The 23949-nt window shown below is 63.7% G+C and carries 19 protein-coding genes; 12 read left to right on the top strand and 7 right to left on the bottom strand.

The genetic code is table 11. From position 1 onward, the window contains the following. Positions 1–192: 192 nt before the first annotated feature. Positions 193–822, bottom strand: coding sequence for a GGDEF domain-containing protein (locus IEW00_RS10475; protein WP_188514324.1), 630 nt, complete (start codon positions 820–822; stop codon positions 193–195). Positions 823–1095: 273 nt separating this feature from the next. Between IEW00_RS10475 and purE the strand changes: the two genes are divergently transcribed. From purE to IEW00_RS10435, 8 genes are all read left to right on the top strand, one after another. Next, the gene (purE, locus tag IEW00_RS10470; protein WP_188514601.1) at positions 1096–1551 is read left to right on the top strand and encodes a 5-(carboxyamino)imidazole ribonucleotide mutase; all 456 of its coding nucleotides are present in this window, start codon (positions 1096–1098) and stop codon (positions 1549–1551) included. Further along, entirely contained in the window at positions 1548–2642 is a 1095-nt protein-coding gene (locus IEW00_RS10465; RefSeq protein ID WP_188514323.1) for a 5-(carboxyamino)imidazole ribonucleotide synthase, read from the top strand. Before purE ends, IEW00_RS10465 begins: the two co-directional genes overlap by 4 nt. Further along, positions 2639–3136 (top strand): dihydrofolate reductase, encoded by a 498-nt coding sequence (locus tag IEW00_RS10460; RefSeq protein ID WP_188514322.1) that lies wholly within the window; start codon positions 2639–2641, stop codon positions 3134–3136. Before IEW00_RS10465 ends, IEW00_RS10460 begins: the two co-directional genes overlap by 4 nt. 7 nt (positions 3137–3143) lie before the next feature. Further along, entirely contained in the window at positions 3144–4328 is a 1185-nt protein-coding gene (locus tag IEW00_RS10455) for a dipeptidase (RefSeq protein WP_188514321.1), read from the top strand. A 172-nt stretch (positions 4329–4500) separates the two neighbouring features. After that, the gene (locus tag IEW00_RS10450) at positions 4501–5424 is read left to right on the top strand and encodes a bifunctional riboflavin kinase/FAD synthetase (RefSeq protein WP_188514320.1); all 924 of its coding nucleotides are present in this window, start codon (positions 4501–4503) and stop codon (positions 5422–5424) included. 30 nt (positions 5425–5454) lie between these two features. After that, a complete protein-coding gene (gene ileS, locus IEW00_RS10445) occupies positions 5455–8436 on the top strand; it encodes an isoleucine--tRNA ligase (protein ID WP_188514319.1) in 2982 nt (993 codons plus the stop codon). 136 nt (positions 8437–8572) lie between these two features. Beyond that, on the top strand, positions 8573–9145 hold the full coding sequence (gene lspA / locus IEW00_RS10440) for a signal peptidase II (protein WP_188514318.1): 573 nt from the start codon (positions 8573–8575) through the stop codon (positions 9143–9145). Continuing rightward, positions 9138–9563, top strand: a complete 426-nt coding sequence (locus tag IEW00_RS10435; protein WP_188514317.1) for a DUF3035 domain-containing protein — start codon at positions 9138–9140, stop codon at positions 9561–9563. The genes lspA and IEW00_RS10435 overlap by 8 nt, the downstream gene beginning before the upstream one ends. 103 nt (positions 9564–9666) lie before the next feature. On the opposite strand, the gene dxs is transcribed toward IEW00_RS10435, so the two are convergent. The 5 genes from dxs to pabB all read right to left on the bottom strand — a co-directional run bounded on the left by dxs (position 9667) and on the right by pabB (position 15156). After that, the gene (gene dxs / locus IEW00_RS10430; RefSeq protein ID WP_188514316.1) at positions 9667–11601 is read right to left on the bottom strand and encodes a 1-deoxy-D-xylulose-5-phosphate synthase; all 1935 of its coding nucleotides are present in this window, start codon (positions 11599–11601) and stop codon (positions 9667–9669) included. Positions 11602–11715: 114 nt separating this feature from the next. Next, complete coding sequence (locus IEW00_RS10425; RefSeq protein ID WP_188514315.1) at positions 11716–12189, bottom strand: Fur family transcriptional regulator; 474 nt, start codon at positions 12187–12189, stop codon at positions 11716–11718. A gap of 57 nt (positions 12190–12246) precedes the next feature. Then, on the bottom strand, positions 12247–12948 hold the full coding sequence (gene msrA, locus IEW00_RS10420; protein ID WP_188514314.1) for a peptide-methionine (S)-S-oxide reductase MsrA: 702 nt from the start codon (positions 12946–12948) through the stop codon (positions 12247–12249). Beyond that, complete coding sequence (locus IEW00_RS10415) at positions 12948–13124, bottom strand: hypothetical protein (protein ID WP_188514632.1); 177 nt, start codon at positions 13122–13124, stop codon at positions 12948–12950. The genes msrA and IEW00_RS10415 overlap by 1 nt, the downstream gene beginning before the upstream one ends. Before the next feature lie 202 nt (positions 13125–13326). Continuing rightward, on the bottom strand, positions 13327–15156 hold the full coding sequence (gene pabB, locus IEW00_RS10410; protein WP_188514313.1) for an aminodeoxychorismate synthase component I: 1830 nt from the start codon (positions 15154–15156) through the stop codon (positions 13327–13329). Positions 15157–15298: 142 nt separating this feature from the next. On the opposite strand from pabB, the gene IEW00_RS10405 reads away from it, so the two are divergent. Then, positions 15299–17308 (top strand): S9 family peptidase, encoded by a 2010-nt coding sequence (locus IEW00_RS10405; RefSeq protein WP_229736958.1) that lies wholly within the window; start codon positions 15299–15301, stop codon positions 17306–17308. Positions 17309–17340: 32 nt separating this feature from the next. Next, complete coding sequence (locus tag IEW00_RS10400; protein WP_188514312.1) at positions 17341–18723, top strand: L-serine ammonia-lyase; 1383 nt, start codon at positions 17341–17343, stop codon at positions 18721–18723. Here IEW00_RS10400 and IEW00_RS10395 read toward each other — a convergent pair. Beyond that, positions 18704–20881: a ComEC/Rec2 family competence protein gene (locus tag IEW00_RS10395; protein WP_188514311.1), complete on the bottom strand. Its 2178-nt coding sequence runs from the start codon at positions 20879–20881 to the stop codon at positions 18704–18706. The two genes, IEW00_RS10400 and IEW00_RS10395, sit on opposite strands and share 20 nt — an antisense overlap. 73 nt (positions 20882–20954) lie before the next feature. Between IEW00_RS10395 and gltX the strand changes: the two genes are divergently transcribed. Beyond that, complete coding sequence (gene gltX / locus IEW00_RS10390; RefSeq protein ID WP_188514310.1) at positions 20955–22415, top strand: glutamate--tRNA ligase; 1461 nt, start codon at positions 20955–20957, stop codon at positions 22413–22415. A 72-nt stretch (positions 22416–22487) separates the two neighbouring features. Continuing rightward, a complete protein-coding gene (locus tag IEW00_RS10385; protein WP_188514309.1) occupies positions 22488–23771 on the top strand; it encodes a citrate synthase in 1284 nt (427 codons plus the stop codon). Positions 23772–23949 lie beyond the last annotated feature (178 nt).

The raw sequence follows: 23949 nt of genomic DNA, 5'->3' as shown, positions 1-23949 counted from the left end.
GGGTGTCTGGAATCTGCACCCGCTTGAGATCAACATTGCAGCGGGTAGACGCAGTTGCAATCGGGATGTTAAGCCGCCACCACAACGCGGACCCGATCATCGTCCCAACCGGCTTTACGCCATGGATTTGCGCAGATCGCGATCCGTAAAAACTAATACAGCTCGCCAGATGGCCCGCATCGACCCGGTCAATCAGCGGCGAGCGGCTCCCCGAGACCGCTTTGATCGATACATCTGGCTATCGGCTCGGGCCAACACCTTGTCGGCACGGTCATCGGGATGAATGAAGGCATGTCCGAAGGTGGCCGAGAGGCATGGTTTGCCGCCGGAAAACTGCGGACGCCATGCAGCGACATCGGCCTTTAGCTGCGCGATCTTCTGCTCGACGTCAGCATCGCTGATAGTGCCCAGCAGCAGAGCGAACTCATCGCCGCCGATCCGCGCGACGACATCTGTCGTACGGACATTGGCGAGCAGCACGTCGGCGACAGCGCGCAGCGCCTCATCCCCTGCGGCATGACCATGAGTATCGTTGATCGACTTCAGGTCGTCGACATCGACAAACAGTAAAGCAGCGCGGCTGCCATAGCGCTGGCAATGGGCGATCGACAACGCCACGGCCTGCTCGAAGTGCCGCCGGTTGTACAACGGGGTTAAGGTATCGCGGCAGATTTCGTCCTCAAGTACCGTCACACGGGCTGACAGCTGCGCATTCTGCTGGCGCAGATCGGCACACAGCAACGCGAGCTGTTCATGGCTCATCGCCATGTCGGCCTGGGGTGAAACAACCCCCACATCGCCCTGAACGTCGCGCATTTCCATGTCGTGTTACCTGAAGGTCCCTCGATGCGATCCCCACCATCGACATAGCAAGTATGCCATCGCGCAGCATGATGAAAATTCGGTCAACCTTGTATAATCTGTGCACAAGCGGGACAGATGAGTGCGTCGGACGCCGGGTTTGAATTTCCGTTGCATGGCGATTGCGGGGTCCGGTCTTTGGCTTTAAGACGCTGATACAACCAGCAATCATGCGGAGAGAAATGCGTGGCCGAGCCATCCCAAAAGCCCGACCCGGTGCCGGTTGCCATCATCATGGGCAGCCAGTCGGACTGGGAGACGATGTCGGGTGCAGCATCTGTTCTCGACGCTCTGGGAGTCGGCCATGATTGCCGGATCGTTTCTGCGCACCGCACGCCCGATCGGCTGATCGATTTCGCCAAAGGCGCGGTCGATTCAGGGTTCAAGGTGATCATTGCAGGCGCAGGTGGTGCGGCGCATCTTCCCGGAATGGTCGCCAGCATGACCCGGCTTCCGGTGCTGGGCGTTCCGGTTTCAAGCAAGGCGCTGAGCGGTCTCGACAGCCTGCTGTCGATTGTCCAGATGCCCGGCGGCATCCCCGTGGCGACGCTTGCGATCGGACCTGCAGGGGCCAAGAATGCTGGGCTGCTCGCAGCCTCGATTCTTGCCACAAACGATGCGGCGCTCGCCGAACGGCTCGATGCGTGGCGCACAGCACAGAGCGAATCTGTGGGTGAACGCCCAGTATGAGCGGTGTGATTTCCCCGGGCAGTACCATCGGCATCATGGGCGGCGGACAGTTGGGCCGGATGCTCAGCCTCGCCGCAGCCCAATTGGGCTATCGCTGCCATATCTTTGCGCCCGAAGCGACCAGCCCGGGCGGTGAGGTCTCTGCCGCGACCACCAGCGCCGACTTCACCGATCTGGCAGCGCTGTCGGCGTTCGCCGAAGCCTGCGATGTCGTCACATACGAGTTCGAGAACGTTCCCGTCGCGCCGCTTGCCGCCATCGCGGACAAGGTGCCGCTGCGTCCCTCGCCAAAAGCGCTGGAGATCGCGCAAAGCCGGATCGATGAAAAACGCTTTGTCTCCGATCTGGGTGGCCGCGCAGCACCCTATGGCTTTGCCGAGACCGAAGGCGATGTTGCGGCCGCCATCGCGGTTTCGGGCATACCGGCGATCATCAAGTCCAACCGCATGGGATACGACGGCAAGGGCCAGGCGCGCGTCATGCCCGGCGACGATCCGGTGGCGCGCTGGCACGAAGCCGGCGGTGTTCCCGCGATCATCGAGGGGTTCGTCGAGTTCGATGCCGAGTTTTCAGTGATCCTGGCGCGCGGGCCGGACGGCGATATCCGTTTCTGGGACAGCGCGCAGAACGAGCATGTCGCAGGGATCCTCGACCTCTCGAGGGTGCCTGCCAGTGCCGCGATCACCGCGCAGGTGCCCGCCGCCCGAGCACTTGCCGCCAAGGTGGCGCAAGCGCTCGACTATGTCGGCGTGCTGACGCTCGAATTCTTCGCGACCAAAGACGGCCCGGTGTTCAACGAGATGGCCCCCCGGGTCCACAACAGCGGGCACTGGACGATCGAAGGCGCGTTCACCAGCCAGTTCGAAAACCACATCCGCGCGATCTGCGGTCTGCCGCTGGGTGAAACCGCGCTGGCGTGCCATAGCGCGCAGATGCGCAACCTGATCGGCGAAGATGCCCACCAGTGGCCCGAACTGCTTGGCGATCCAGCCAACCACCTGCATCTGTACGGCAAGCACCGCGCGGTGCCGGGCCGCAAGATGGGCCACGTCACACGCATTTCGCTTGAGCCTGGGGCCAGCCAACCATGAACCATCCTGACATCTTTCTGGTGCTGGCGCGCGCGCGCAATGGCGTTATCGGCGCGAACGGCACCCTGCCTTGGCACCTGCCGATGGATCTTCGCCACTTCAAGGCGCTGACCCAGAACAAGCCGATGATCATGGGCCGCAAGACCTTCGACAGCCTGCCCGGCCTGCTGCCCGGCAGGCGCCATATCGTGCTGACCCGCCGCCAGGAATGGGCCGAAGAGGGCGCCGAAGTCGTGCACAGCGTCGATGAGGCGATCACGGCTGCCAATGCGCCGCATTTTGCAGTGATCGGCGGGGCGGAGATCTTCACGCTGTTTCTCCCCCGCGCCGACCGCATCGAACTGACCGAGGTCCATGCCGAACCAGCAGGCGACACCGTGATGCCTGCGTTCGACCCGAATGTCTGGCAGGAAAGCGCGCGCACCGATCACCCCGCCGACCCTGACCATCGCGATCGGCCTGCGTTCAGCTTCGTCACGCTGGTGCGCAAGTGATCCTGCCGTGATCCGCAAGATAGCTCTGGGGCTGCTGCTGGTTATTGTCGCAGGGCTGGTGTTCGTGGTTACCGTGCTGCCAGCGCAGTTCGAGGCGCAGACCAATGTCGTGACCGACGAGCCGCTGCCGGCAGTCCGTGCCGATGCGGCCAAGCTGCACGCGACGCTGCAGATCGCCGATCTGCACGGCGATACCTTACTGTGGAAACGCGATCTGCTCGACAAGGCGGCGCGCGGGCATATCGACCTGCCCCGGCTCGAGACAGGTAATGTGGCGCTGCAGGTGTTTTCCTCAGTCTCCAAGACCCCGCGTGGACAGAATTACGACAGCAACTCTGCCGAGACCGACAACATCACCCTGCTGGCAATGGCGCAGTTGCAACCGTTCCGCACCTGGTTTTCGGTGCATGAACGATCGATGTGGCATGGGCAGAAGCTCGCCGCCGCCGCCAAGGCCTCGGACGGTCGGCTGATGCTGGTTCGCCGCGCCGGCGATATCGACCGACTGCTCGCCGCGCGAGCTGCGGGCAAACAGGTCACCGGCGCGCTGTATTCGGTCGAGGGGCTGCAGAACCTCGAGGGCAAGGCAGAAAACCTCGATCGGCTGTATGGCGTCGGCATGCGCATGGCGGGGCTGGTACACTTCTTCGACAACGACCTCGCCGGATCGATGCACGGTGAGGCCAAGGGCGGCCTCACACCCTTTGGTCGCAAGATGATCCGCGCGATGGAAGCCAGGGGCATCATCGTCGATATCGCGCACTCCAGCCATCCTGCGGTCGCGGATATATTGAGCATGGCGCGGCGCCCCGTCGTCTCCAGCCATGGCGGCGTGCAGGCGGTGTGCAAGGTCAACCGCAACCTCTCCGACACGGAGATCCGCGGCGTGGCTGCGACCGGCGGGATCATCGGCATCGGCTATTGGGACGGGGCCTTGTGCTCGACCGATCCAGTCAAGATCGCGCAATCGATCGCCCATGTCCGCGACCTTGTCGGCATCGAGCATGTTGCCCTCGGCAGCGACTTCGATGGCGCGGTGACCACCCGGTTCGACGCCAGCCAGATCGTCCAGGTGACGCAGGCCTTGCTCGACATCGGCTTCACCGAGGCCGAGATTCGCGCCGTCATGGGCGGCAATGCGCTGCGCATCATCAAACAGGGCATTGAACCCCTGCCCGGCAAGGCCCTATAGGCATGAGCCTGATGACATGGGATTACGCCGCCGTGACGGAGCAAAATTTGGCCGAGTGCAAGGAAAAAGGAGGGAGCTATGCTGTCGCATAGTGACCGACGATTGACGCCGCAATCGGCCAAATTTTGCCCGCCGCTCGCGGTGGCGCAATCCCATGTCATCAGGCTCTAGCATGATCAGGGTGGAGGGCAGCGAGCGGCTGCCAGAACGCTTGCGCGGGGGCATCATCGCGCTGGGGAACTTCGACGGCTTTCACGCCGGGCATCAGGCCGTGGCGGGGCGCGCCATCGCGTGGGCCAAGGCCGAGGCACGCCCGGCGATCATCGCGACGTTCGATCCGCATCCCGTGCGCTATTTCAAGCCTGATATCCCCCCGTTCCGGCTGACCAGCCTCGAGCAACGCCAGCAATTGTTCGCCGAGGCAGGGGCCGACGCCATGCTGGTGTTCGCCTTTGACGAGATCCTCGCCAACACCACCGCAGGCAATTTCGTCGGGGATCTGCTGGTCACCCGCTTTGGCGCCAAGGGCGTGGTCACCGGCGAGGACTTCACCTTCGGCAAGGGGCGCGGCGGCAACATCGAGGTACTACGCGATCTAGGCGCGTTGCTCGGCCTGCGCAGCGAGGCGGTCGGCCCGGTGTCGACCGAAGACGCGATCATCTCGTCCAGCCGCATTCGCGAATGCTTGCTCCAGGGCCGCCCCGACGAGGCTGAGCGGCTGATGACCCGGCCGTTTGCGGTGCGCGGCGTGGTCCAGCATGGCGACAAGAACGGGCGTCTGCTGGGCTATCCCACCGCGAACATCGACATGGGCAGCTATCTGCGGCCGATGTACGGGGTGTATGCCGTCACCGGGCACCTCGCCGATGGCCGGGTGCTGAAGGGCGCGGCGAACCTCGGCATCCGCCCGCAGTTCGATCCGCCCAAGGAACTGCTCGAGCCGCATTTCTTCGATTTCAACGAAGACCTGTATGGCCAGACGATCGAGGTCGCGTTGCGTCACTTCATCCGCCCCGAGGCGAAGTTCGGCTCGATGGAGGAACTGACCGCGCAGATCGAGGCAGACTGCGTGCGCGCGCGGGAATTGCTTGCCTGAAAGCCCTGCGCGCCTTAAGCGCCAGCGTCTATGACTGACCAGACTGCTGCCACCGCCACGGACTATAAAGACACCGTCTTTCTGCCCGCCACCGACTTCCCGATGAAGGCTGGCCTCGCCCAGAAGGAACCGGCTATTCTGGCGCGCTGGCAGGAGGCGGACCTCTACCGCCAGCTCCGCGACGCACGAAAAGGCCGCGAGAAGTTCATCCTCCACGATGGCCCGCCGTACGCCAACGGCGACATGCACATCGGCCATGCGCTCAACCATATCCTCAAGGACATGGTCTGCCGCACCCAGTCGCTGCTGGGCAAGGACGCGCCGTACGTTCCCGGCTGGGACTGCCACGGCCTGCCGATCGAGTGGAAGATCGAGGAGCAGTATCGCAAGAAGAAGCTCAACAAGGACGAGGTCGATCCGGTTGCCTTCCGCGCCGAATGCCGCGCCTATGCCCAGCATTGGGTGAACACCCAGCGCGAGCAATTGAAGCGCCTGGGTATCAACGGCGACTGGGACAATCCGTACCTGACGATGGATTTCGCCGCCGAAGCGACCATCGTGCAGGAGCTGATGAAGTTCGCCGAAACCGGCCAGCTCTATCGCGGCGCCAAGCCGGTGATGTGGTCGCCGGTCGAAAAGACCGCGCTCGCCGAGGCCGAGGTCGAATACGCGGATGTGACGAGCACGCAGATCGATGTGGCGTTCGAGATTGTCGATGCTCCCAATGCGCCCGAATTGGTCGGGGCGTATGCGGTGATCTGGACGACGACGCCTTGGACGATTCCGGTGAACCAGGCTTTGGCTTATGGGCCTGAGGTTGAGTACATTGCGTTTGGCGAACATCGTGGACACAAATTGCTGGTCTCGAAGGCTTTGCTGGAAAGTGGTGCTATCCATGCACGGCTTGGTCTTGAGGGCCTTGAGGACGTGGTTTGGCAGGGTACTGGCGCGCAGCTCGCCGGAGCCACTGCCCGCCACCCGATGCACGAACTCGGCGGCTTCTTCGCCAAGCCCCGCCCCTTCCTGCCCGGCGATTTCGTTACCACCGATGCGGGTACGGGCCTTGTCCATATGTCGCCCGACCATGGCGAGGACGACTTCGATCTGTGCAAGGCGCATGGCATCGAGCCGGTGTTCGCGGTCGAGGGCGACGGGCGCTATCGCGATGACTGGGCCTGGCTCGGCGGCGCGGATGAGCGGCGGATGTCGGTGATCAACCCCAAGTTCAACGCGCCAGATGGCCCGATCTGCGAAGATCTGCGCGTGGCAGGCGCGTTGCTGTCAGCAGCCGCTTTCCAGCACAGCTATCCCCACTCGTGGCGCTCGAAGGCGCGGGTGATCTATCGCTGCACCCCGCAATGGTTCATTCCGATGGATGCGCCAATCCTGCCCTCTCCCCTTCAGGGGAGAGGAGGGAGCCACGCAGTGGCGGAAGGAGAGGGGCAGTCGCTCACCTCTTCGCAGTCCCCTCTCCCAACCCTCTCCCCTGAAGGGGAGAGGGCTAAGACACTCCGCCAAACCGCGATGCAGGCGATCACCGACACCCGCTGGGTCCCCGCCAAGGGCGAGAACCGCATCCGGTCGATGGTCGAGGGTCGCCCCGACTGGGTGATCAGCCGCCAGCGCGCCTGGGGCGTGCCGATCACCTTGTTCGTCAACCGCAAGACCGGCCAGTATCTGAAAGACCCCGCGGTCAACGCCCGCATCGTTGCCGCGATGCGTGAGGCCGGTGTCGATGCATGGAACGATGACGCCGCCCCTGCCCTGCTCGGCCCCGATTACGACATCGCCGATTACGAGCGCGTCACCGACATTCTCGACGTGTGGTTCGACAGCGGCTGCACCCATGCGTTCGTGCTCGAAAGCGGCAAATGGCCCGATCTGACGCGGCCCGAAGGCCATGTCGGCCCCTGGGCGGACCTGTATCTCGAAGGGTCGGATCAGCATCGCGGCTGGTTCCAGTCCTCGCTGATGGAAAGCTGCGGCACGCGCGGCCATGCGCCCTACAAGGCAGTGCTGACCCATGGCTTCACGATGGACGCCAAGGGCATGAAGATGTCCAAGTCGCTGGGCAACACCATCGATCCGCTCACGCTGATCAAGGATTCGGGCGCGGACATCCTGCGGTTGTGGGCTCTGTCGGTCGATTTCACCGAGGATCACCGCATCGGCAAGGAAATCCTCGCCGGCGTCTCGGACCAGTACCGCAAGCTGCGCAACACCTTCCGCTACATGCTCGGCGCGCTTGCTGGATTTGATGAGAAGGCCGAAGGCGTGGCGGTCGAGGCCATGCCCGAGCTCGAGCGCTATGTGCTGCACCTGCTGGCCGATCTGGACGCCAAGCTGCGCCAGGCGGTCGAGGATTTCGACTACAACACCTATGTCCGAACTTTGGCCGATTTCGCCAACAACGACCTGTCGGCGTTCTTCTTCGATATCCGCAAGGACTGCCTGTACTGCGACATCGGCCCCGCGCACCCGCATGGCACCGACAAGCGCCGCGCGTATCGTTCCGTGCTGCACGTGCTGTTCGAGGCGCTGGTCCGCTACGCCGCGCCGGTGCTGGTGTTCACTGCCGAAGAGGTCTGGACCACGCGCTATCCCGATGGCGGCAGCGTGCACCTGCTGGAGTGGCCAGTGCTGCCTGATCTTGGTAACAACCAAGGCAATCTTGATATTGATGGTCTCAATGACATCGAACGCAAATGGGACCGTCTGCGCAAGCTGCGCCGCGACGTGACCGAAGCGATCGAGCCACTGCGCCGCGACAAGACTGTCCGCTCCAGCCTCGAGGCCGAAGTAAAAGTCGGCAGCGATGCAGCGTCCCAAGGCGATTTCTCGACTGCCGAAATGGCAGAACTGTTCATCACCGCAGACGTAGAATTGGCTGCGGTCGAGACAATCAAAGTCACCCGTACCACCCACCACAAATGCGGCCGCTGCTGGCGTCACCTCCCCGAGGTGACCGAGGACGGCACCTTGTGCGATCGCTGCACGGAGATGCTAGCGTGAGTGCTACCAATTTCTCTCCCTGTCACCCTGAACTTGTTTCAGGGCCCATTTCGCCCCGCGCGCCTTCGGTTGCATCGGCACGATGGGTGCTGAAACAAGTTCAGCATGACGAAAATGGAAGCGCGGAGTGCGCCGCATGAGCCTCGCTCGCTATCGCACCGAAGGCGTCGCACTGGCCGTCGCGATCCTGGTGATCGACCAGATCGCCAAGTTCATCGTCGCAGGACCGCTGGCGCTCAAGAGCCGGTTGCAGATCGAGATCACCTCGTTCTTCAACCTGACCTGGGCCGAGAACCGCGGCGTCTCGATGGGGTTTCTCACCGCCGAGACCGATACCGCGCGCTGGCTGCTGGTCGCACTGACCGGGATCATCGCCACCGTGGTGCTGCTGTGGATGTGGAAAGAGCGCGCGCGCGGGGACATCATCGCGCTGGGCATGATCCTGGGCGGGGCGTTGGGCAACATCATCGATCGCGCGCGGCTGGGCTATGTCGTCGATTATGCCGACCTGCATTTCGGCGCTTTTCGGCCGTTCATGATCTTCAACATTGCCGACGCCGCGATCACCATCGGGGTGCTGTTATTGCTTGCCCGCGTTCTGATAATCGGCGACAAGTCCGGCAAATCTGAAGCCCCTACATCCGGGGTTCAGGCTGGCGGACCTAGCGATATGGCCCCCGCCGCCAAAACGGAGAATGACCATGTTTAAACCCGGGCGCAAACTGCCCCTGATCGCCGGTGTCACGCTCGCCGCGGCAACGCTGTCGGCCTGCGGATCGAGCGGCGGTGTATTCAACCGCGACCGTCCCGACGAATTCGCGGTATCGCGCCAGGCGCCTTTGGTGATCCCGCCCGATTTCGCGCTGACCCCGCCCACCCCCGGCGCGGCGCGCCCGCAGTCGGTACCTGCCAGCCAGCAGGCGCTTGATGCGCTGTTCGGTGGTCCGCAGCAGCGCACCGGTGTCGAAGGCGCAGCGCTTGACCGTGCAGGTACGCCCGACACCGCGATCCGCTCTCAGGTCGGCGATCCCGGAACGCAGACCACCGACAAGGGCGCCACCACCCGCGATATCGTCGCAGCGCCCGAAGGCGATGGCCAGGACGCCAAGGCTTCGATCCCGCAATAAGCGCGCCTTATCGAGATCACAAAAAATGCCCGGTGGATCGTGAGATTCCCGGGCTTTTTTGTGCCTGCTCTGATGGCGGGTGGTAAAGCTGGCGGCGGCGCGATCAGGCGCGCGCGCCATCCCCAACCACAGATACGCCCGCGCTGTTGTGGCGCAGCGCCTTGAGTACCGTGTCGACAATGCCATCGGCATCCAGCCCGGCTTCGGCATACTGCACTTCGGGCTTTTCCTGGTCCTGGAAGGTATCGGGCAAGCGCATGGTGCGCAGCTTGAGGCCCGCATCGATCAGGCCAGCGTCCGACGCCATCGTCAGCACATGCGCGCCCAGACCGCCGATCGCGCCTTCTTCCACCGTGACGCACACATCATGCGTCGCGAGCAGCTTACGGATCATTTCCTCGTCGAGCGGCTTGGCAAAGCGCAGATCGGCCACCGTGGTCGAAAGCCCCTTGGCATCGAGCACGTCGGCGGCCTTGCGGGCTTCGGCAAGGCGGGTGCCCAGCGAGAGGATCGCGACCTTCTTGCCTTCGCGCACGATGCGGCCCTTGCCGATCTCGAGCCGCTCGGGAACCTCAGGCAGCGCAATGCCGATGCCGTTGCCGCGCGGGTAGCGGAACGCAATCGGTCCGCTGTCGTGGCACGCGGCGGTATAGGTCATGTGGACCAGTTCGGCCTCGTCGGCCGCGGCCATCACCACCATGTTGGGCAGGGTGGCAAGATAGGTGATGTCGAACGAACCGGCATGGGTCGAGCCATCGGCGCCGACCAACCCTGCGCGATCGATCGCGAAGCGCACCGGAAGGTTCTGGATCGCGACATCGTGCACCACCTGGTCATAGGCGCGCTGCAGGAAGGTCGAATAGATCGCGCAAAACGGGCGCATCCCCTGCGCGGCGAGGCCGGCGGCGAAAGTCACCGCATGCTGCTCGGCAATCCCGACATCGAACGTGCGGTCAGGGTGTGCCTTGGCGAACTTGTCGACCCCGGTGCCCGAAGGCATCGCTGCGGTGATCGCGCAGATGGTGGGATCGGTTTCGGCGAGTTTGGCGAGCGTTTCGCCGAACACGTTCTGATAGGCGGGCGGGCCGGCGGCGGCCTTGTCCTGCTTGCCGGTGACGACATCGAACTTGGCAACGCCGTGATATTTATCGGCAGCAGCTTCGGCAGGCGCATAGCCCTTGCCCTTCTGGGTCACGACGTGGATCAGGCACGGGCCTTCGGCGGCATCGCGGACATTCTCGAGCACCGCGACGAGCTGGTCCATATCGTGCCCGTCGATCGGGCCGACATAATAGAAGCCCAGTTCTTCGAACAGCGTGCCGCCCATCGCCATGCCGCGGGCATATTCATCGGTCTTGCGCGCTGCGGTGTGCAGGCTCTTGGGCAGCTTGCGCGCCAGACGCTTCAGCGCCTCGCGGACGCCCAAGAACTCGCGGCTGGATACGATCCGCGCCAGATAGCCCGACAGCCCACCCACCGGCGGCGCGATCGACATGTCGTTGTCGTTGAGGATGACGACCAGACGGTTGCCCGCGCGCTCGGCGTTGTTCATCGCCTCATAGGCCATGCCCGCGCTCATCGCGCCATCGCCGATAACCGCGATCGCTTTGCCCGGCGCGCCGGTCATCTGGTTCGCGGTGGCAAAGCCAAGGGCCGCGGAAATCGAAGTCGAGCTATGCGCTGCGCCGAACGGGTCGTATTCACTCTCCGAACGCTTGGTGAAACCCGAAAGCCCGCCACCAGTGCGCAGGGTGCGGATACGGTCGCGTCGGCCGGTCAGGATCTTGTGCGGATAGCACTGATGCCCGACGTCCCAGATCAGACGGTCACGCGGTGTTTCGAAAACATAATGGATTGCCGTGGTCAGCTCGACCACGCCCAGACCCGCGCCCAGATGCCCGCCGGTGACCGACACGGCCGAGATCACTTCCTGCCGCAGTTCGTCTGCCAACTGGCGAAGCTGCGCAGGCTTGAGCTTGCGCAGGTCTGCAGGCGTATCGACGGTATCAAGCAATGGCGTTGCGGGCAGATTGGTCATTAAGTTCCCTTTCAACCGCTTATCCTAGACTCCTTTGGAGCCTCTGTCGATTGACCGACACGGAAAGGCGATATGAGTGTAAAGTTTTTTGGACAGTTCCGCAAATGCGGAGTTTCAGTCACATTGCGCGCACCGACCGCGGACTTCGATCACCGGACGGATATCGACATAACCGGCGGACTCAGCGGTTTTGCGGACGCTGCGCGACAGGCCGTCGTCATCGATATGCGTGGCCGAACCGCACGAATCGCACACCAGGAAGATGCAGTCGTGCAGACAGCCGGGGTGCGAATTGGCGATATAAGCGTTGATGCTCTCAACCCGGCGCGCAAGGTTGGTGCGCACGAATAGGTCGAGGATCCGATAGACGCTGTTGGGCGCAACGCGTTTGCCGCGCGCCTTGCTGACAGAATCGGCGATATCATAAGCAGAGGCAGGCTTCTCGATTGCAGCCAGAGCGGTGAAAATCGACTCGCGCATGTCGGTCCACTGCTCGCCTGCTGCTTCCAGCGATGTGCGGGCAGCGTGGGCAAGATCGGCGCCCTCATGCTCCTTGTGCCTGTGGCCATGGTCTTTAACGGTGGACATGCGCCATACCTACGCATCGCACCGGAAGGTTGCAATGGTGACAATCGGTCGAAGCGATCAGCCGCGCACCGGTTTTGCGACATAGAGCGACGGAAAGACGCGCTTGAGGTTGGCCACCTTCACCGCATCCCATCGCTGGATATAAGGGTGATCAGGATTTTTGAACATGAAGTCCTGGTGATACGCTTCTGCCGAATAGAAGGCCTTGTACGGCTCGACCGTCGTGACGATCGGCTTCTTCCATACACCGGACGTGCCCAACTGCGCGATATAGGCACGCGCGACCTGCGCCTGGCTCTTGTCCACCGGGATCAGGGCTGTGCGATAATGCCGCCCGGTATCGGGGCCCTGCCGGTTGAGCAGCGTTGGATCGGCAATCACCGAGAAATAGACCTGCAGCAGCTGAGCATAGCTGACCTGTGCGGGGTCATAAACCACCCGCACGGATTCGGCATGCCGGGTCGCCCCGCTCGACACATCGTTGTAGCTGGCATTCGCCTTGCCATCACCGTGATAGCCCGACACCGCGCTCTTGACGCCTTTCATGTGGCTGAACACACCTTCGACACCCCAAAAGCATCCGCCTGCGAAAATCGCCACCCGCTGATTGCCGGTTTCGGCGACCTTCAATTTAGGCGCGGGGATGATCTTTGCCTCCTCGGCCGCGAAGGCAACCGCGCCTCCATCAAGCGAGAATGCGGCCACACCCAGCAAGCCGAGCGCCGCAAGCGCAGAAAGGGTGCGGGTGCGGTATGTCATCAGGTGCCGGGGCTTTCGATGGCGGCTTCGACCGATATGGCCGTACTGTGCCGCGCGGCATCGGCTTCGCCCGGTTGCAGCGCAAACAAGGCTACCGCGCCAATAACAAATCCGCCCATGAAGTTGCGGAACAGTTCCGATGTCAGGATGGTGCTCACAACGACCTCGTTTCTCATTTCCGCATGCCCGTGTTCGTCGTCACGGCGTGCAGGGTTACATGTCTTGGGAGCGACATAAGCCGCACCTGGTGCGAATCAAGCTACCTGCCGGATGGCTTTGCTTGACCGTCACAAACCTGGCCTGTTTCGGCTGTATCCGCTGTGAACCACGGCACAGGCGAGCGTTCAGCTTTTTAGACAGGCGCCATTCAGGTGTCGATCAAGGTAGGACGCGCGCCTGCATCAACCCACGCAGCGAGTTGCCGAGCCAGAATCCACCGGCCAGATCGCGCTCGGTCAGGGCCGCCTCGACCGCGCGCCCCTGATTGATCAGCTCGCTTCGCAAGATGCCGGGTAGCAGACCCTTGGCGAGTGGCGGGGTCAGCAGCTTGCCATCACGCTCGACAAACAGGCTGGTGAAGCTGCCCTCGGTAAGGGCCCCGTCGGCATCGGCGAACACCACCTCGTCTGCGCCGCAGTCGGCATATGCATCGTGCCGGGGCTGATCGTAACACGCCCGGTCAGTGGTCTTGTGCGCCAGCCGGATATCATCGGGTGACAATCCCATGGCGCGGATCACCACCTGAAGCGGTTCCGCAATCGGTGCGGGCGCAGGGCGCATCTCGATCGCGGTATCGCCGGTCGCTGCCAGCAACAGCCGAATGCGGGTAGGGGCATCGAGATAGAAACAGGCATGATTGAGCGCATTGCGCACCGCATGCCGGTCGAACGAAAAGCCCAGCTCCGCCGCGCTTGCCTTCATCCGCTCCAGATGCAGTTCGAGGCGAACGATGCCCTGAGCTGGATCGAACCCCATCGTCTCGATCAGATCGAAATTCTTCGTCGCCGCCTTCAAGAACGCCCCCTTGACCAGACATTCGCGCCATTCATCGGGGGTGGTCGAGTCCGCGACCACCCCCGATCCCAGCCCCACGCTGACCTTTTGCGTATCGGCGGCCAGATGCAAGGTGCGAATTGCGACATTGAACGCAGCGTCCCCGGGTTGGCCTTGCTGTGCGGGGTCGATTCGCCCGATCGACCCGCAATAGATTCCGCGCGGCCCGGCCTCAATCTGGTGCAGCAGCTCCATCGCGCGGATCTTGGGCGCACCGGTGATCGATCCGCAGGGGAAGATCGCGCGCAGGATATCCACCGCGTCCAGTCCCGGCGCGACGGCAGCGCGCACGGTCGAGGTCATCTGGTGGACGGTGGGATAGCTCTCAATCCGGAACAGATCGGTCACCGATACGCTGCCCGGCGCGGCGATCCGCGACAGGTCGTTACGCAGCAGATCGACGATCATCAGGTTCTCGGCACGGTCCTTCTGCGATGCTGCCAGCGCTCGGGCCGCCTCGGCGTCGCGTTCGGGATCCTTGTGGCGCGGCGCGGTGCCCTTCATCGGCCGTGCGGTTACTTCGCCATTGCGCAGCGAGAAGAACAGTTCGGGCGACAGGCTGAGCTGCCAGTCGGCGCCGTCGAACACCACCCCGCCATACCCTGCTGCCGATCCTCCTCGCAGCGCGCGGTACAACGCCAGCGGATGACCCGAAATCGCAGCCGCGTTCTGGAAGGTGAGGTTGGCCTGATAGATGTCGCCACTGGCGATGCATGCGTGCACCCGGGCAAAGCGGGCGGCGTAGTCGGCTTCGCTCATCGCGGGACGGGCCGGGGTCAGGAACGCCTCGCCGCTGCCACCAGCGTCCAACAGCCAGGCATCGACCTCATCAGGTGTCATAACGTCATAGTTCGTGAACAGACCGAACCAGGCAAGCTGCATCGGCGGCAGGTCTTCGAGCAAGGGGCGCAACCGGGGTTCGAGCGCGAGGCCTGCCTCATAGGCAAAGCACCCCGCTGCGTGCAGGCCTTGCCGCGCCGCTTCGCGCAGATCGTCGAGCAGCCGGTCTAGCTCTGGCCCCGTGGCTGCCGAAAGACACCGCACTGGATCGCGATACAACCGCGGGGCACTGGCGTGATCCGTGCGGGCATCGTCGAGAAGGACGAACGGCGTTGGAGCGTTGCTGGCGTGGGAACGGGTGGCGGTGCGGTCCATGGACGGCGCTTCTAGGACCTGTCGTCCGGACTGCCTAGGGCCTAAACGGTTGCAATCGGGTCCTGCGAGGCGTGGTGCCGATTGCCAATCTGCACCCCCGTGCATAGATGAGCGCGCAATCAAGAACACGAGAGGATCGCGGATGGGCATGGGACAATGGAAGGCGGCTGCCACCAGCCTGTGCGGCCTGATCGCCTTGTCTGGCTCGGGATCGGTCTTCGCGCAGGAAGCCCAGACCGTGCCGCCCGCCTCGCCGCCATCTACTCTGCCGGCCGCTTCTCCGCCCGCAGCGATGGTGGCCGATGGCGTGCCGCCGATCCCGCTGTCGCTGGTGGCAGACACCCGGCCCTATCTCGAATACCGCACTGCCAGCTTCGTCGGTTGGCACCCGCAGGACCGGTCGATGCTGGTCACCACCCGGTTCGGCAACGTCCCGCAGCTGCACCGGGTCGCGGCCCCCGGCAGCGCGCGTCGGCAGATCAGCTTCGAGGAGGAACCGATCTTTGGCGGAAGCTGGTCACCTGATGGATCGACGCTGCTGGTCGAGAAGGATGCCGGTGGCAACGAAGTCTCGCAGATATATGCGCTCGCCGCCGGGCGAATGACACTGCTGACCGACGGCAAAAGCCGCCACACGCTGGGGCCGTGGTCGGATGATGGCAGGCTGGTCGCCTATGGCAGCAACATGCGCAGCGGGGTCTACAACGACATCTATGTGATGGACCCGCGCGATCCCCGATCGGCACGGCGGGTGCTGTCGACCGACAGCGGCGGCTGGGCGGCGATCGATTTCGCCCCCAATGGCCGCGATCTGCTGGCATTCAATTACATTTCGGTGACCGACAGCCAGTTGCATATCGTCGATATCGAAACCGGGGCGGTCCGCCAGGTCACCCGCGATGCGACCCCGGTTGCTTATGGCAACCTTCAGTTCGCCCCTGACGGACGGTTGTGGGTCTCGAGCGACAAGGATTCGGACACCCAGCGGTTAGGCCTGGTCGATCTGGAAACCGGCATGTTTACGCCGATGATCGACGGCGGCCGCTGGGACATCAGCAATTTCGATATCGCCAAGGATGGCAAGACCATCGCCTATGTCGTTAACGAAGCAGGGTTTTCGCGACTGCACCTGTATGATGTCGCCACTGCCACCAGCCAGGTCGTGACAGGCTTTCCGCCCGGCGAAATCGGCTCCGGGATGAAGTTCGCGCCTTGGGGAACGCTTGGCTTTACGGTTTACTCCAATCAGTCGCCAGGCGATGCCTATAGCTTGGACATCGCGACCGGGGTTATCACGCGCTGGACCGAAAGCGAGACCGGCGGGCTCGATCCTGACACCAACGTGATGCCCGAACTGGTAGAGATCAAGAGCTTCGATGGCGAACCGATTTCCGGATTGCTGTATCGCCCCGACCCCAAGCGCCACCCCGGCAAGCGCCCGCTGATCATGTCGATCCATGGCGGACCTGAGGGCCAAGCCTCGGCGGGCTTTCTGGGGCGTGGCAACTATCTGATCAACGAGCTTGGAATTGCTCTGTTCTATCCCAATGTCCGCGGATCGACCGGGTTTGGCAAACGCTTTGTCAGCCTCGACAATGGCCCTTATCTGCGCGAGAATTCGGTCAAGGACATCGGCGCGTTTCTGGACCGGCTGGGCAAGTACCCGACGCTCGATCAGCGCCGGTTTGGCGTCACGGGGGGCAGCTATGGCGGCTATATGTGCTATGCCAGTGCAATCCGGTTTAGCCGCCGGTTCAATGCCGCGACCTGTATCGTAGCCATCTCCAATTTCGTGACTTTCCTCGAGAATACGGAGGAATATCGCAGGGACTTGCGAAGGATCGAATATGGTGACGAGCGCGTTCCCGAGCTGCGCGCCAAACTGCAGGAAATCAGCCCGCTGACCCGGGTCGACGAGCTCAAGATGCCGCTGCTGGTGGTGACCGGTGCCAACGACCCGCGGGTTCCCGCAAGCGAGGCGGACCAGATCATCGATGCGGTGCGATCGCGCGGCGGTACCGCTTGGCATCTGCTCGCGCGCAACGAGGGCCATGGCTTTCGCCGCAAGGAAAATGCCGATTTCCTGTTCTGGACGACATTGGCCTTCTGGCAGCGGCACCTGCTTGGCGCTAAGGACGCTTCTGCGGACTGACCGCACCTTCCCCGTCAACCGCAAGGATTTTTATGGTCGCCTCGGTCTTCGATCTGTTCAAGATCGGCATCGGCCCTTCGAGCTCGCACACCATGGGGCCGATGGTCGCCGCGAACCGTTTCGTCGAACGCCTCGCCGAAATGGGGTTGCTCGAGCGGGTGAGCAGAATTGAGACCCGGCTCTATGGATCGCTCGCGCTCACCGGCAAGGGCCATGCCAGCGACCGCGCGATTTTGCTCGGGCTGGCAGGGGAAGAGCCGCGCAGCTGCGATCCCGATGCCGCAGACCGGCTGGTGACCGCGATTCGCGGGTCGGGCGAAATCTTGCTGGGCAAACGCCACGCGATCGCCTTCGATGAACCGGCGGATCTGCTGTTTCTGCAGCGCGAACGGCTCGATTATCATTCCAACGCAATGACCTTCACCGCGTTCGATGGCGCAGGCAAGCCGATCGAGCAGCGCGCCTATTTTTCGGTCGGGGGCGGCGCGGTGGTCGATCAGGACGAAACCGCTGCGAACGCACCGGGCGCGGGCGGCCTGTGGGATCCGCCGCACGTGTTCTGCTCAGGCGCCGAGCTGCTTGCGATCGCCGCGCGCACCGGGCTGTCGATTGCCGAGATCACCCGCGCCAACGAGCTTGCCGCACGCGATGCCGAGGCGCTTGCCGAGGGGCTCGACGAGATTGCCACCGCAATGTCGGCGTGCATCGACCGGGGTATGCGCAACGGCGGAGAACTGCCCGGTGGTCTGCGCGTCAAGCGCCGCGCGCCGCTGATCCTGGCGCGGCTGATGGAGCGGCAGGAGCGGATGCTGTCCGATCCGCTGACCGTCATCGACTGGGTCAATTTGTGGGCGCTGGCGGTGAACGAGGAGAACGCGGCGGGCGGCAAGGTCGTCACCGCACCCACAAACGGCGCAGCGGGGATCGTGCCATCGGTGCTGCGCTTCTATGACCGGTTCGCGCCGGGCGCGAATGCCGCCGGGGTCGAGCGCTTTTTGCTCACCGCCGCCGCGATCGGGTCTTTGTTCAAGGAAAACGCATCGATCTCGGGCGCCGAAGTCGGCTGCCAGGGTGAGGTCGGCGTTGCCTGCTCGATGGCGGCCGCCGGGCTGGTAGCGGCGTGGGGCGGCTCTGCGATGCAGGTCGAGAATGCTGCAGAGATCGGCATGGAGCATAACCTTGGCCTGACTTGCGATCCGGTCGCGGGACTGGTGCAGGTGCCCTGCATCGAGCGCAACGCGGTTGGCGCAGTCAAGGCGATCGAGGCGGCACGGCTCGCGATGATGGGCGATGGCACGCACCGGGTGAGCCTTGACGAGGTCATCGAAACGATGCGCCGCACCGGGCTCGACATGAACGAGCGCTACAAGGAAACCTCGCAGGGCGGACTTGCGGTCAACGTGGTGGAGTGCTGATCGGGACTGAAGTCCTGGCCGCCCGTTTTGCCACGCGCGCCGCCTCTTGCAGGTCCATCGCACGGTCCCACCAGGGGTGGCCGCGATGGTCGGCGGCAACCGTCCGCACGGTCTGGCCATCGAGATACAACGCCATCCCGCCGGTCTTGGCCAGCAGCGCGCGATCGACCTTCATCCAGCGCGGGCGACAACTGCGCGGCAGCCAGCGCCCCGCGATGACGATATCGACGCGCCGGCAAGCGGCAGCCAATGCCCGCTCGGGTACCCGCTCGCGGTTGCGTCCGACCAGCACCGAATAGTCCCGGTATCGACCGGTCAGCGTGAAGCTGCAGAACTCGGCGCTGCAGGTTGCTTTGGACCACTCCGCCATCGGCACCGCCTCCCCCTCGAAAGCCGCGCTTTCGCTCAAGGCCTGCAATGCGAAATCGCCTGTGCGTGAACGCAGGACAACCATCTGCCTGCTCTGCCCCGCCACCGCGAGGTGCTGACCATCGCCGGTGATCAGCAGGTCGGGCACCGGTTGCAGCGCCACCAGCGTGCTGGCGAGCGCAATCGGTGCCAGCCCCAGCCAGCGGACACGGCTACGCCAGAGGAAGACCCACAGCCCGCCCATAATAAAGAGCGCGAACACCCAGGGCGCCATCTTAGGAAACAGCGTCACCGCCCCCGGCGCATCGGCCACCATGTGCGCCAGTGCGAGCAGCGCGTTCAGCGCCGCACCGCACAGCCACCATACGGGCGCGCCCCAGCCTGTCAGGTCGAGCATCAGTGCAAAGGCCTCCAATGGCATGATGACAAAGGTCGTCAGCGGGATCGCGACCATATTGGCCAGCGCGCCATAGAGCCCCGCCTTGCTGAAATGATGCAGCGCGATCGGCATCAGCGTGAACTCGATCAGCAGCCCGGTGAGGAACAGCATGCCCAGAAATCGCGCGAGGCGCCCCGGCCATGACAGATCCGCCGCCGCCCATTTGCGCATGGCCTCATGATCATGCAGCGCAACGATCGCGGTGACCGCAGCAAAGCTGAGCTGGAAGCTCGGCCCCATCAGCGTCTCAGGCCAGATCAGCAGCACCAGCATCGCGCCAGCCGCGATCAGCCTGGGCGAAACCGGATCGCGCCCCAGCGCCAGCGCAACCAGCACAAGCATCGCCGCCGCGCACGACCGGATCGTCGGCACCTCGGCCCCGGTGAGCAATGTATAGCAGATCCCCGCCAGCGCGCCTGCCCCCGCTGCCACCAACGGCAGCCGCCAGGCGCGCGCCAGCGGCGGGAACAGCGCCAGCAGCTTGAGCGTCACCAGCCACACCGCGCCGATCAGCGCGGTGACGTGCAGTCCGCTGATCGAAAGCAGGTGCGCAAGGCCACTGCGCCGCATCGCCTCGGCATCGTCCTCGCTGATCGCACCGCGATCGCCGGTGGCCAGCGTGGCCGCGATTCCCCCTGCCCCGCCGCCGATCTGCGCCTGGATATGCGCCGATAGCCGCGAACGCAGCGAATCGAAGCCGCCGGCCGATTGGCCGGGCTGCAGGACCCTGGGCCGATCGAGCATGCTGCCGGTCGCACCCAGCCCGTCGAACCACGCGCGCTGGGCAAAGCTGTAGCCTCCCGGGAGCGATGCCTGCGCCGGAGGCATCAGCCGGGCCCGGCCCGAGATCATCGCGCCAAGCCGCGCCTGCGGTTCGTCCCTGGTGAGGTCGAGGTTCACCCGCACCGTTTTGGGCAGGCCCAAGACAGGCGCGGTCCGCACCACAAGCCGCACCTGTCCGCGCGCAGGCTGCATCTCACGCTCGATCACGCGTCCGGTCAGGACGCCAAACCAGGGCGCAGCCAGCGGATCAGCAGCGACTCGCTCGGCGCGCCACGCCATATGCGCCGCCCCGAGCGCGAGCATCAGCGCGGCAACGAACATGCACCGTGCGCCCAGCTCCATCGCCGCCCAGCTGCCGTGCAACCCCAGCACCGCCAGCGCCACTGCTGCCCCCAAGGCGATAACAGCCCAGTGCCAGTCGCCGCCGGGCAGCGCGAACCATGCCGCAATCCCTGCCCCGAACGCCACGACAATCCATGGCGGCAGTTGGTCACGTTCCGCCAGAATGAAGCTATCGGTCGCCGCGCCGAGACCGACGGGCGTTGAAAATCGGGACAAACTGGCCATTTGTCGCTGCCAGAAAGCCGTGCTAGAGGCGGTCGAAAGGGCCATGCCCTGCCAGTTTGAAAGGAAAGCCTAAGTGAGTGCAAGCGGCGAAAATCAGCCTGAAACTGCGGCATCGACCGACAGGCAGGTGGTCACCCGTTTTGCGCCCTCGCCCACCGGTTATCTGCACATCGGCGGCGCGCGGACCGCGATGTTCAACTGGCTGTTTGCCCGCCATTATGGTGGCAAGGCGCTGCTGCGGATCGAGGATACCGACAAGGCCCGGTCGACCCCCGAAGCGATCGATGCGATCTTCGCCGGGCTCGACTGGTTGGGGCTGGACTGGGACGATGCACCGGTGTTCCAGAGCGCGCGCGCCGAGCGCCATGCCGAGGTTGCGTATCAGCTGCTCGATGCGGGCAATGCCTACAAATGCTTCGCCACATCCGAGGAACTCGAGGCGATGCGCGCCGAGCAGCGCGAAAAGAAGCTGCCGCTGCGCTATGATGGTCGCTGGCGGAACCGCGATGCCTCGGAAGCTCCCGAAGGCGCGCCGTTCGTTATCCGGCTGAAGGCTCCCGAAGGCGGAAAGCTGACCATCGCCGACGAGGTCCAGGGTTCGGTCACCGTCGATGCACGCGAGCTCGATGATTACGTCCTGCTGCGCTCGGATGGCACGCCGACCTATATGCTCGCGGTGGTGGTCGATGACCACGACATGGGTGTCACCCACATTATCCGCGGCGACGACCATCTCAACAACGCCTTCCGCCAGCTCGTGCTGATCCGCGCGATGGAATGGGCAGAGCCGGTCTATGCCCATATCCCGCTGATCCACGGCAACGACGGTGCCAAGCTTTCCAAGCGTCATGGCGCATTGGGGGTCGAGGCCTATCGCGACGACATGGGGATCGTCTCCGACGCGATGTTCAATTATCTGCTGCGGCTGGGCTGGGGCTATGGCGACCGCGAGAAGATCTCGCGCGCCGAGGCGACCGAGCTGTTTGCGCTCGCCAACGTCGGCAAGTCGCCGTCGCGCTTCGATGCCAAGAAACTGGTCAACTTGAATGGCCAGTATCTGCGCGAAATGGACGATGCCGCGCTGGCCGCGCTCGTCGCACCCCGCGTCGCTACGCTGATGCCCGGCTTTGATCCTGCCGTTGGAACCGATCTGCTCGCGCGCGCGATGCCCGTGATGAAGCTGCGCGCACGCGACCTCAACGAGCTTGCCGATGGCGCACAGTTTCTCTTCAAGTCGCGCCCGATAGGCATGGACGACAAAGCAAAATCTTTGCTAGAAGGCGATGGGATCGCGGTCTTGCAGACGGTATTTTCAGTCCTGGCCGAGACAGCGCCGTGGACTGCCGCCACTTTGGAAGACAGACTTACGCAATTCGCCGAGGAACAAGGGCACGGCCTTGGCACTTATGCCCAGCCGCTGCGTGCCGCCCTGACCGGGCAGGCGCGCTCACCGGGTATTTTCGATGTGCTCGAACTTCTGGGACGCGAAGAATCGCTCGCCCGGATCACCGACGTTACGCGTGTGGCAGCCTGAGGGCTCTTCGCGCACTACCACCGCATGCGCTAGCACCGCCTGCCCTGATATAGTCCTGGAGGAGAACGAACCGTGTCAGACAACGCATCATTGAAGATCGGCGACAAGGAAAGCAATTATGCTGTCCGCTCCGGCACGATCGGTCCGGACGTCATCGATATCCGCAAGCTCTATGCAGAGACGGGATGCTTTACCTACGATCCTGGCTTCACCTCGACCGCCAGCTGCGACTCGGCGCTGACCTATATCGATGGTGACGACGGCGTTCTGCTCCACCGCGGTTATCCGATTGGTGAACTGGCCGAAGAATCGAGCTTCATGGAAGTCTCGTACCTGATGCTGAACGGCGAGCTGCCCAGCAAGGAAGAACTCGAAACCTTTTCGTACACCATCACCCGCCACACGATGCTGCACGAGCAGTTGATGCAGTTCTATCGCGGTTTCCGCCGCGATGCGCACCCTATGGCGATCATGTGCGGTGTCGTCGGCGCGCTGTCGGCGTTCTATCATGATTCGACCGACATCGCCGATCCCGAGCATCGCCGCATCTCCAGCCACCGGCTGATCGCCAAGATGCCGACGATCGCGGCTGCCGCATACAAATATTCGGTCGGCCAGCCGTTCGTCTATCCCGACAACTCGCTGTCCTACACCGGCAACTTCCTGCGCATGACCTTCGGCGTTCCTGCGGAGCCATACGAGGTGAACCCCGTGGTCGAGCGCGCGCTCGATCGCATCTTCATCCTGCACGCCGATCACGAACAGAACGCGTCTACCTCCACCGTTCGTCTGGCAGGATCCTCGGGCGCCAATCCGTTTGCATGCATCGCGGCCGGCATCGCCTGCCTGTGGGGCCCGGCGCATGGCGGCGCCAACGAAGCGGCGCTCAATATGCTGCGGGAAATCGGCACGCCCGACAAGATCCCGCACTATATCGCGCGCGCCAAGGACAAGAACGACCCGTTCCGCCTGATGGGCTTCGGTCACCGCGTCTACAAGAACTACGATCCGCGCGCGACCGTGATGCAGAAGACCGTGCGCGAAGTGTTTGAATCGCTCAAGGTCAACGATCCCGTTTTCGAAGTCGCGCTCCAGCTCGAGGAAATGGCGCTCAACGATCCCTATTTCATCGAGAAGAAGCTGTTCCCCAACGTCGATTTCTATTCGGGCGTCATCCTCTCGGCGATCGGCTTCCCGACCACGATGTTCACCGCCTTGTTCGCTCTCGCGCGCACCGTCGGCTGGGTCGCGCAGTGGAACGAAATGATCTCCGATCCCGGCCAGAAGATCGGCCGCCCGCGCCAGCTGTACACCGGCCCGACGCAGCGGCCTTATGTTTCGGTCGACAAGCGCTAAGACAGCTCGAGATTAACGCAAAACGCCCTTCCGGTCCGACCGGGAGGGCGTTTTGCTGTGCGAGTGGTTGGGATGTTCAGGCCACGCCAGCTGCGACTACCAGGCCTGCCATCAACAGCATCAGCACAAGCAGCACGATCACGAACAGGCTCGCAAACAGCGTCAGTGTACCCCCCCG

Origin of the sequence: Blastomonas aquatica (assembly GCF_014639875.1) — a bacterium.
GTDB classification, from domain to species: domain Bacteria; phylum Pseudomonadota; class Alphaproteobacteria; order Sphingomonadales; family Sphingomonadaceae; genus Blastomonas; species Blastomonas aquatica.
This window is presented reverse-complemented; position numbering and strand designations above follow the sequence as displayed.